This is a genomic window from Heyndrickxia shackletonii (genome assembly GCF_001420715.1).
GTDB lineage: Bacteria > Bacillota > Bacilli > Bacillales > Bacillaceae_C > Margalitia > Margalitia shackletonii.
In genome coordinates this window covers 2375342-2385543 of the sequence record NZ_LJJC01000004.1, presented here as the reverse complement: position 1 = coordinate 2385543, position 10202 = coordinate 2375342, and the positions used below count along the sequence as shown (strand labels likewise).

14 protein-coding genes and 1 pseudogene are annotated in these 10202 nt (G+C 34.3%); 11 read left to right on the top strand and 4 right to left on the bottom strand.

What is annotated here, in order from left to right:
• Window positions 1–4: 4 nt before the first annotated feature.
• The 5 genes and pseudogenes from AN964_RS25525 to AN964_RS11345 form a co-directional block, all read left to right on the top strand.
• Window positions 5–235, top strand: a pseudogene (locus AN964_RS25525) (transposase); the annotation flags it as partial.
• Window positions 236–416: 181 nt separating this feature from the next.
• The gene (locus tag AN964_RS11360) at window positions 417–1670 is read left to right on the top strand and encodes a type III PLP-dependent enzyme domain-containing protein (RefSeq protein WP_055739785.1); all 1254 of its coding nucleotides are present in this window, start codon (window positions 417–419) and stop codon (window positions 1668–1670) included.
• A 58-nt stretch (window positions 1671–1728) separates the two neighbouring features.
• Complete coding sequence (locus tag AN964_RS11355) at window positions 1729–2718, top strand: ATP-grasp domain-containing protein (protein ID WP_055739784.1); 990 nt, start codon at window positions 1729–1731, stop codon at window positions 2716–2718.
• Window positions 2706–3779 (top strand): lipid II:glycine glycyltransferase FemX, encoded by a 1074-nt coding sequence (locus AN964_RS11350; protein WP_055739783.1) that lies wholly within the window; start codon window positions 2706–2708, stop codon window positions 3777–3779. Before AN964_RS11355 ends, AN964_RS11350 begins: the two co-directional genes overlap by 13 nt.
• A 158-nt stretch (window positions 3780–3937) precedes the next feature.
• Window positions 3938–4426, top strand: a complete 489-nt coding sequence (locus tag AN964_RS11345; protein WP_055739782.1) for a DinB family protein — start codon at window positions 3938–3940, stop codon at window positions 4424–4426.
• A 190-nt stretch (window positions 4427–4616) separates the two neighbouring features.
• Here AN964_RS11345 and AN964_RS11340 read toward each other — a convergent pair whose 3' ends face one another.
• Window positions 4617–5453 (bottom strand): DMT family transporter, encoded by an 837-nt coding sequence (locus AN964_RS11340; RefSeq protein WP_055739781.1) that lies wholly within the window; start codon window positions 5451–5453, stop codon window positions 4617–4619.
• Window positions 5454–5705: 252 nt separating this feature from the next.
• On the opposite strand from AN964_RS11340, the gene AN964_RS26025 reads away from it, so the two are divergent.
• Window positions 5706–5804 (top strand): putative holin-like toxin, encoded by a 99-nt coding sequence (locus AN964_RS26025; RefSeq protein ID WP_133120535.1) that lies wholly within the window; start codon window positions 5706–5708, stop codon window positions 5802–5804.
• A 195-nt stretch (window positions 5805–5999) separates the two neighbouring features.
• Here AN964_RS26025 and AN964_RS11335 read toward each other — a convergent pair whose 3' ends face one another.
• Complete coding sequence (locus tag AN964_RS11335; RefSeq protein WP_055739780.1) at window positions 6000–6200, bottom strand: hypothetical protein; 201 nt, start codon at window positions 6198–6200, stop codon at window positions 6000–6002.
• Window positions 6201–6527: 327 nt separating this feature from the next.
• Here AN964_RS11335 and AN964_RS26930 point away from each other — a divergent pair, with 327 nt between their 5' ends.
• Together AN964_RS26930 and AN964_RS11330 are read left to right on the top strand one after the other, a co-directional pair.
• Entirely contained in the window at window positions 6528–6626 is a 99-nt protein-coding gene (locus AN964_RS26930) for a putative holin-like toxin (RefSeq protein ID WP_220096207.1), read from the top strand.
• A 251-nt stretch (window positions 6627–6877) separates the two neighbouring features.
• Entirely contained in the window at window positions 6878–7297 is a 420-nt protein-coding gene (locus AN964_RS11330; protein WP_055739779.1) for a GNAT family N-acetyltransferase, read from the top strand.
• A gap of 233 nt (window positions 7298–7530) precedes the next feature.
• On the opposite strand, the gene AN964_RS11325 is transcribed toward AN964_RS11330, so the two are convergent.
• Window positions 7531–7863, bottom strand: a complete 333-nt coding sequence (locus AN964_RS11325) for a hypothetical protein (RefSeq protein WP_055739778.1) — start codon at window positions 7861–7863, stop codon at window positions 7531–7533.
• Between the two features lie 268 nt (window positions 7864–8131).
• Here AN964_RS11325 and AN964_RS11320 point away from each other — a divergent pair, with 268 nt between their 5' ends.
• The 3 genes from AN964_RS11320 (at window position 8132) to AN964_RS11310 (ending at window position 9788) form a co-directional block, all read left to right on the top strand.
• Window positions 8132–8479, top strand: coding sequence for a hypothetical protein (locus AN964_RS11320; protein ID WP_055739777.1), 348 nt, complete (start codon window positions 8132–8134; stop codon window positions 8477–8479).
• Between the two features lie 254 nt (window positions 8480–8733).
• Window positions 8734–9354 (top strand): TetR/AcrR family transcriptional regulator, encoded by a 621-nt coding sequence (locus AN964_RS11315; protein WP_055739776.1) that lies wholly within the window; start codon window positions 8734–8736, stop codon window positions 9352–9354.
• A 41-nt stretch (window positions 9355–9395) separates the two neighbouring features.
• On the top strand, window positions 9396–9788 hold the full coding sequence (locus AN964_RS11310; RefSeq protein WP_055739775.1) for a DUF6262 family protein: 393 nt from the start codon (window positions 9396–9398) through the stop codon (window positions 9786–9788).
• Between the two features lie 226 nt (window positions 9789–10014).
• On the opposite strand, the gene AN964_RS11305 is transcribed toward AN964_RS11310, so the two are convergent.
• Window positions 10015–10202: transposase (locus AN964_RS11305; RefSeq protein ID WP_055739774.1), on the bottom strand; the 188-nt coding region annotated here is incomplete at its 5' end.

The following is a 10202-nucleotide window of genomic DNA, read 5'->3' as shown; positions in this document are numbered from 1 at the left end:
TTAGTACCTTGATGAAGCAGATCATCTTCGTCATCACAAAGAGGTAAAAACGATATATGCGAAACGCAAAGAAACGATTGAGCGTGTATTTGCAGACGCAAAAGAAAAGCATGGTATGCGTTGGACAACGTTAAGGGGACTTAAAAAATTGTCGATGCAGGCGATGCTTACTTTCGCTGCCATGAATTTGAAGAAAATGGCCAACTGGATATGGAAAGGTCCGGAAATGGCCTAGTAGATGAGGATGAGAGAGGTCAGCATACACCCAAAAAGGTAAAAAAGTAAGAACAAAATCAAAAGGGGTTCGGAATGTGACCATTCCGAACCCCTTTTGTCTACAATCTGCCATCATTTAATTAAATGATGATTATACAAAGCAACACGAAATTGTTAATCATATAGAAAGCGGTGACAGAATGAAGCTATCTCATAAACAAATAGAGGACCTTAGTAAACAATTCGGTTCATCATTCTATTTATTCAATGTCAATAAATTACGGCACAATTATCGAAAACTGCATGATGCCTTTAAAAATAGATATCCAAACTTTATCATTGGCTATTCTTATAAAACAAATTATATCCCATATTTATGTAAGGAAATGTATTCTTTAGGAGCTTATGCGGAAGTTGTTTCCAAGTTAGAATATGATTTAGCAGTAAAGATTGGGGTAGATCCTAAAAAAATTATTTTTAACGGCCCAATTAAGTCCTTCGAGGATATTAAAACTGCACTAGAGAATGAAAGTTTATTAAATATTGATTCATTATATGAAATGGATCATGTTATTGCTTACTGTTTAGACAATCCAGAGCGACAAGTAAAAATCGGTATTAGAGTAAACTTTGATCTATCCGAATCCAATAAAAGTGTCCTCCAAGCAGGTTATGAAAAAAGCCGTTTTGGTATCTGTGTTGCAAATGGGGATTTTGGGTCAGCGCTAATCAAACTAGGAAAAATACAAAATATTATACTGGCAGGGATCCATGCACATTTCTCAACAAATGAAAGAAAAGTAGAGACTTATATGGAAGTTACAAAAAAACTTTGTTCGCTAGCCAAAACACATATGTGTGACACTATAGAATACATTGATATCGGCGGAGGAATTTACGGAGAATTGCCTCCAGAATTTGGAGTCCAATCCCCAAGTTTTGATGATTATGCAAGTGCTATTTGTGAGGTTATAAACAATGAGTTTCCATACAAAAACAGAAAACCATTTTTAATCCTGGAACCGGGAATCTCCTTAGTTGCCAATGTATTTACATTTATTGCGAAGGTAATAGAAACGAAAAGAATAGATGATCAATATTTTGTCGTAGTCGATGGAAGTGTTCACAATATAAAACCTACTATGCATAAACGTAACCTCCCTATGAAGATTTTTTATCATCAGGAGGATACTCAAAAAAACCTTCATTATCATATTGTTGGTTATACATGTATGGAAAAGGATTACTTAGCTTTTGGTGTTAAAGGGAAGCTTCCTAACAAAAATGATTTCATCTTATTTGAAAATGTAGGTGCATATACGATTGTCTTTAATCCTCCTTTTATTAAGGAACGGCCTTCTATTATCGCATATGAAAATAATACGTACTTGGAAATTCGAAAAAAGGAAACGCTTAGAGAGTTTTTTCATGAGGATTTATATTTATTTCCATAAGTCTTTGTAGTTTAAAGCCTCTACGTTACAATCTCGTTCAAAAGGGAAGGAGATATCATTGAATATTTTAATTACCAGTACTGGCAGACGGGTAAAATTAGTTCAGTATTTTAAAGAGGAGCTTCATAAAATAGGGGGAAAGGTGATTGCAATTGATTGCGATCCATCAGCACCGGCTCTTCAAGTGGCAGATTACGCTGAAAATGTTCCCATCGTTACACATCCGGATTATATAAAAAAGGTAAGAAATCTCTGTATTAAATACGATGTTCATGCAGTATTAAGCCTCATAGATCCGGAATTAAGCGTGTTAGCCTCTCAAAAACATGAATTTGCAAAGGAAAATATAAAAATAATTGTTTCAAATAAAGAGATTGTTGATCTATGCCTCGATAAATATTTCACCTTTACATTTTTAGAAAAACATTGCTTACCAGCTATCCCAACTTATATAAATAAGGATGATATTTTAATAGACATTCAAAATCAGAAGCTTTCATTTCCGTTAGTTATAAAACCCAGATATGGCAGTGCAAGTATTGGAATCACTATTATTCAATCTCTTGAGAAGCTTGAAACACTTTGGTTCGATAACGATGACCTAGTTGTCCAGCCTTTCATTAGTGGCCAGGAATATGGAATTGATGGATACGTCGATTTAGTGAGCTATGAAACCACTAATATTTTTTGTAAAAGAAAAATAAAGATGAGAGCGGGCGAAACAGATAAATCTGTATCTGTTTTAGATCCAAATCTCATCCAATTGACAAAAAAGGTTATCAACCATTTAAAACCCATTGGTCCGATTGATATTGATTGTTTTAAAACAGATAATGGCTATCTCATTTCAGAAATAAATCCAAGATTTGGGGGAGGTTATCCTCATGCACATGAAATGGGGCAAAATTTTGTAAAAAATATTATCAACAATTTATCCGGAAAAGCAAATGAGGTCATGGTTGCCAAGTATCCAGAAGGATCCATCATGATAAAGTTTGATGATATTATGATTCTTCATGGAGGAGTGAATTCCGAATGTATGAGGTAATATCCTTTCAGGAAAGATCATTGTGGAAAGAGAAATTAGCCCAATTAAATAAAAATGATGTTTTTTATTATCATTCCTACAGTAATTTAAATCTATTTACGGGAGATGGCGATCCTTTTTTATTTTACTGCGAGGATGAACGAGGGAAAAAACTTTGCTATGTATTTTTACGCAGAAATATTAACGCATTGGCTTTTATGGAGGCAGAAAAAGAAACTGAATTATACGATATCATTACTCCCACCTATGGTTATGGAGGACCATTGTATAATGATTTAGACGAACAATTATTAATTCATTTCAGACGGGACTTTGAAGACTACTGTAAAATGGAAAACATCATTAGTGAATTTATCCGTTTTCATCCTTTATATCAAAATCAAACCTATTTGGAGAAATTAGTTGATGTCTCATATGATAGGGAAACAATCTATATTGACTTAACAAAAAGGGAAGACGAAATTTATAATGGTTATCATAAAAATCATAAAAGAAATATTAAAAAAGCAATAAAAAATCAGCTGACATTTAAAGTCTTTCAAAACGAAAATGCCTATCCGATTATCGATACCTTCTATGAAATGTACAAAAAAACAATGGACAAGGTAAACGCCTCGGCCTATTCCTACTATTCAAGGGATTACTTGGAACAGCTGGTGCAGGAGTTTCCTGATAAATCAATGATTGGGACTGTTTATTATAATGGCGATATGATTGCAGCTGCATTGTGTCTTTATGACGGATCGGTGCTCCATTATCACCTGGGGTGTTCGGAACAAAAATTCTTAAGTCTTGGTTCCAATACTTATCTTTTGCATCACATTGCTTTATGGGGAAAAAGTGAGGGGCTGAATGTTTTCCATTTAGGCGGAGGACATATCGGAAGAGATTCGCTTTTTCAATTTAAACATCGGTTTAATCCAGAGGGGACATTGAATTTTTATATTGGAAAAAAAGTGCATAATCCTGAAAAGTACAAATCACTAGTCGAAAAATGGGAAAAGTTTTACCAGCAAGAATCTAAGCCGTCTTTTTTTCCTGAATACCGGCAAAAAATATAAAAGATAACTTTACGATTACCGAAATGGTTTTAGACAATTGTTCTTTCTCCGTTAACAAAACATATGATAAACTAGAATTATCAGAATTTTATAAATAACAAAGTAAATTTTGACCATGTGATTATCTATTAAAGGGATTAAAATGGAGGGAATAGAAAATGGAGGTAAGGACACTTTTGTTACAGCAATGGGCAAGCTGCTTAGATCAAGAAGACTGGTTTCCACCACTTGAAAAAGTGCTAGAGGATATCACTTTTGAACAGGCAATTTGGAAACCAGTTGAGGGGGCACATTCCATTTGGGAATTAGTTTGTCATTTGCTTTTCTTTGAAAAAAGAATTCTGTTACGATTTCTTGGTGAAACAAAAAATGAACCACAGGCAGAAAATAATGAGGCTACATATCGATTACCAACTGAGACGTCTCAAAATTGGCAGAAAACAAAACAAGAATATTTTTATGTTCATCGTGAACTAGAAAAAATACTAGCAACATCAGAACTAGAAGATTTGTATAGAGAAATCCCTAAAGACAATCCATTAATGATTGAACTAAAGAGTTTAGCAATGCACGACGCCTATCATATTGGGCAAATTGTATTCCTAAGTAAAATGCAAGGAGCTTGGGCAGCGAAACGAAGCTTTTAAAAAGCTTCGTTTGCTTTACAAACTTTAATGGAATAAGAACGGGAACGTCCAAACCGGACGTTCCCATATTTTATACTTAAATACTATTTATCAAAGCCTTAATCTAAATAAGTTGTTCCTTAGCATTTCGTATACAAAAGCAACAAAGTATAAGAAAAGAGCCTTTCATTATGTAAATTTTTATCTGGTGTCAAATTTTCGTCAGCACAATTCCAATTAATGCCGCGACAATACCAGCAACTTGATAGGACCGTAATGATTCTTTGTATATGTAACATCCGGCAAGTACCACGACTAAGCAGTTTAAGCTGACAATAGGGAAGACTATGCCACCTAATCCTTTGTTCAGTGCGTAAAAATAGCAACTGTAGCCGATAACACTAATGATCCCAATGATTGTACCCGTTTTTATTTCGGGAAATGCAATTTTTTCTCTTGTGATCAACATATTAATCCCCAAATATAAGCATCCACCGCCGTACATAGACACTAGCACATCCAAGGAATGAAGATGAAGATAAGAGGTTGTCTTCATTAAAATTCCTAATATCCCAAAAGACAGAATGGATAGCAATATACGAAGCATCCATGCCAAATAGTTTGTATTTGTATGGTGTTTTGGGGTGTACTGAATAACAAAAACAGCGCACAACATACAGATGATACCAATCCACTGTATCCCATTAATTTGTTCTTTAAAAATGAATGCAGCACATATTATCGGAATAATGGTATTTGCTGCAATTAATGGTGATGTTAAGCTTGCCGGTCCCTTTTCAAAGGCTTGCGACATTTGAATATTACCATTGGCATTCAAAATGCCGATAAAGCTTCCTAAAAAAATGGACAGTAAACTTGGATGAAATCTGCTTGAAACAGATCCATAACAAAGGGTAAGCAGAAACGCCATGAAATAAAAGAAAAACTGGATTTGTACTTTCGAAAGATTTTTAGTGCCACTCCATTTAAAAATCGTATTGTTGACACCAAAACCAATGCTAGTTGTTAATGCTGCTAGAATCCACACGATGACTACGCTTCTTTCCTAGGAGAGTATTGAATTTTGCCACTATTATTCTAGCATATAAATGAATCTATTTAACGGAAATTTTTAAATGAAAAAAATTTTTTATGAAGAGTAAATACGAAGCACATAGGTCAAATGATACATTTTAATTGCTCTATTATATTTTGCGAACATTTGTGCTATACTAGATTTAGCATAGCAATGTAGGGTGGGCAGTGGTCACTCCTTTTTCAGAAGGGGGGTGATGCACTGATGGTCACAGTTTACGAAGCATTATCATTAATGGTCACTTTCGGATCGTTAATCGTAGCAGTGATTGCAGTTGTTATTTCGCTTGTAAAACGAAAATAACCCACCCTGCCTAGGCCATGGTTAGGGTGAGTTATTCGCATCTTCTCCGGGCCACTGCACTTCTTGCAGCAGCTATGCTTGGGAACATGACCTGACACGTCATTGTTCCTTTTTATTTTATTCTGTTACTAACATTATATACAATTTGATTTTTGTAAGCAAATGATTCTATGATAATCCCGTCATCATTTTTGCTTATTCAGTTTCCGGAGTCCAATCAGAATACAACCCACTTCCGTTGCAGCCTGGACAATCTATTGGTACTGTATAGGCTGTAAAAGCCGGGATGAATCCTCTGCCTTTACAGTCTGGGCATTTCCCCAAAGCTTCCATTGTGGACAGATGCTTCTCATATCTCTCTGCTCTCCAATTAGAAAATGAGTTTAATAATCCCATCCTATCACCTCCATTTAATGAAGAATAAAGGCTTTAAATATATACGCATTTGTTATTATCTCCAAAAAACAAATATTTATAATAGATGGGTGATAGTCGATTATACGGATGAAAATGGTCATAAAAAAAGCATCAAAGCCGAAAAAAGATTAAGCAAAAATATTCAGCCTCTTTTTTAAAAATGGACAATTTAGAAAGTCTAGTGGGTATAATGAATTATTTTTGTAAGAATTTTCCGAAAAATAGAGGTGGATGTGCTATAATTTTATATAACACAGTTGCAGGGTGGGGAGTGGTTACGTCCTTTTTTGAAAGGGGGGATCACTGTTGATTACGACTTACCAGGCGTTATCATTAATGATTATGTTTGGATCATTAATACTAACAGTGATTTCGGTTGTGCTTTCCATCACTAAAAAGAAATAACCCACCCTGCAGGCCAAAGTTTGGGTAGGTTAACTCGTTTTTTAACGGGCCACTGCTCAACTTGCGGTTTACTGTGTAAGGAACTGTGGTTGGGAGCCACTGTTCCTTTTTTTTCTATTATTTGGCCCAAGGCACTTACCCTTTTAATTATATTTCACTAAAATCATTATATACAATAAAATTTTTATATTCAAATAAACATGTAATATTGTAATGTTTTTTTAAAATTAAGTTGATAAAGAGGGATTAGCATGAATGTCATTTTTCAAGAAGATTTATCAAATGTAAACTGGACAGAAATGAAACAAGTCTATCAATCTGTGGGGTGGAACAAGCACACCGAGGAAATCATTCAATCAGTATTTCAAGCGAGTAATGTAATCGTTATTGTTAGAGATGAAATGCGTATTGTGGGCTTTGGCAGAGCTCTTACAGATGGAGTATTTAATGCTGCTATATATGATGTGGTTGTGCATAAGCATTTTCAAGGCAAAGGGATTGCAAAGCAAATCATAATGCATCTAACTAGGAGGCTTGAAGGGGTTTCATGCATACACTTAATTTCTACGACAGGTAACGAAGCATTTTACGAAAAAATGGGCTTTCAAAAATTGAAGACTGGAATGGCAAGGTATTTAAACTCATCTCTTGCTGAAGAATATTTAGAATAATAATGGGATATTTACATACATCTGTGAATATATTGACTTAGGTAATTAGAGGGAGAGCAGAACAGGAAGAATGAAAATCATGATAAACTTTGTCGAGCTCCAACGCCTATCGGCTAGCGGATTTCGTAGTCTTGTCAACATCAGCTCGTGGACTATCTCACTGTGTTTCCTTTATCTCAATCGAAGACTACGAAATCCGTACGTCGATGAGCAAGGCGTTTCCGCTTTTCTGTTTATTTCCGTCTTATATCTAGCAATTTTCCATCTTTATATTTAATTTTTACATTCTCGCCAATACTATAATTTAAAAAAGTATGGCAGTCCATGATAAAAACTTTGTCATTGTCAAATTCCATCGCGCATGTTTCTGATTTGGGATTAGTAGGAAGAGAGAGTTTTTTCTTTGTCTTGCTCCCAGTCAGTTTTTCTGTTGGCTTGGAAGCATAATATTTTTCTGTAATTTTTACTTTTTCATAGGTTGTTTGAATAGGATGATAGATTACTAAGCCAACTAGACAGCCGATAAGCAGCACTAACAACAAAGATTTTCCTAATATTTTTTTCATTTTACACTCCTTTTTTTGTAAGGCAAATTACCGATTACCAACAATGTATGGAGCAAAACTAGTATTTATGAATCAATTCCTCCATTTTTATTAAGGAAAACTTAATTAAAAAATTTTGAAACTTTTTCCTTCTTTGGAAAGTCTAATATAAAGAGGTGTTATCTAAAGAAGATAAAGTTCAATCTGATGATGAACTAAAGCTATATACCTATATGAAATTTTGGGAACTATATTATAGATAAAATCGCAGATTGCGTAGGGGGACGCCATGAATAGAAAGGTAATGCTCTATACTTTTACCATTAGTTTAGTATTAGTCTTATTATCACCATTCCTATTACCAGTCGAGGTCACTAATTTTAGTCAGTTAAAAGCACTAAGATTTGGATTTCCTTTTCCTTTTATTGAACAAGTAAGCAATATCATTCCGGACCGTGAAGAATTTCCAATAAGGTTAACCATGCAGAACCCTTTGACAAATGTAACGCAAATATTACTTGGAAACCTTGTACTTTCAGTGTTAAATGTGATGGTGTTTTATTTGGCATGCTGGTATTTTATTAAAATAATGATGTTCAAAAGAAAAAAGTCTATCAGGTCAAAAATGGACAGTTGATCCTAATAAGCGAAAGAAGTTTTGTTATTCCCTCTACTCAAAAAGAATAAAAAATTCTTGAAATTATAACATTTCCCATTTATGATAGATTTAATGGAAAAATTTTAATAGTTTAAACCGCGAAAAAGTGATAGAACATTCAAGAATATCATATAATCTCGAACATTAAGTAAAATAAGGTAGTAACATTAAATAAACTGACTAGTCATTTTAATACAGTTAACAGATTGCTTGAGATAGCTCGGAGGAACATAATGTCACCTATTGTGTCAGAAGAATACAAAGAAAATCGCAAGAAGTTGATTTTAGAGAGTGCACTTAAATGCTTTGCCGAAAAAGGCTTCGAACTTGCAACCATTGATGATATTTGTGCCAGGTCAGGCATGAGTAAAGGATCCATATATAATTACTTTAAAACAAAAGATGATATATACATACAGCTAATGAATGAACAAACAAAAGCCAATTTTGATTATTTTCAAGAACATTTTAAAACAATTTCGAATGCAACGGAAAAACTGCAATTTCTTTTTAAAACATATCGGGAGGTATCCCTTACGGAGGATTTCAAACATTTAATGCTTGTTCATGGTGAGTTTTGGCTTTCCTCTTCTCGTAAAAAAGAAATACGCAGTATTATGCTGGAAAGATATCAAAATGTATATAAAAGCTTTGTTATAGCAATTCTTGAAGAAGGTATAGCAAGTGGTGAATTCAGAAAAGATATTGATCCATCTGTTATTTCTACCATTTTCTGGACATATGTCGATGGAATTTGCTTGGATTATGCAGTATTAGGTACTGAATATCCGTATTGTGAGGTTTTTCGAAAGACAGAAGAGATGATTTTTTTCTTATTAATGAAACGTGACTAATTTTTGCTAAATGGACAATGATTAGAAAGCAGGTGGAGGTAATGAGTACAAAAAATATTAACGAACATTTAAAGCAAGTTCATGAATTAAAAAGAAAAAGAACTGTACAAAAGGTAAAAAAAGCAATTGATTTATTAATCGAAAGCAACGAAAAAATTAATTTTAACAGCATTTCCAAAGCATCCGGGGTCAGTAAAGCAACGCTCTATAAAAATACCGAAATAAGAACATTGATTGAAAAAATGAGATTACAGGATTCATCGATACCATCTATACGGGAAATTAAGCGGGAAAAAGAAGAAAGATACAAAGGCGTCATGATTTCTTCCTTAAAGAAAAAAATTAAGTTTCTAGAGAAGGAGAACAATGAATTAAGAGAAGAATTGAAAGAAGTATCTCAGCGCCTTGAAAAACATCGCAATTCCGCATCTTAAAAAGAAAAGCGCAAGCACCTTCTTCATCCGCTGACCGATACACCCGGACCAAAATTTCAAAATAATTAATATTAAAGTGAAAGAAAGAGGAATAAGGTTCATACCTTCATTCCTCTCAGATTGTAGACAAAAGGGGTTCGGAATGGTCACATTCCGAACCCCTTTTGATTTTGTTCTTACTTTTTTACCTTTTTGGGTGTATGCTGACCTCTCTCATCCTCATCTACTAGGCCATTTCCGGACCTTTCCATATCCAGTTGGCCATTTTCTTCAAATTCATGGCAGCGAAAGTAAGCATCGCCTGCATCGACAATTTTTTAAGTCCCCTTAACGTTGTCCAACGCATACCATGCTTTTCTTTTGCGTCTGCAAATACACGCTCAATCGTTTCTTTGCGTTTCGCATATATCGTTT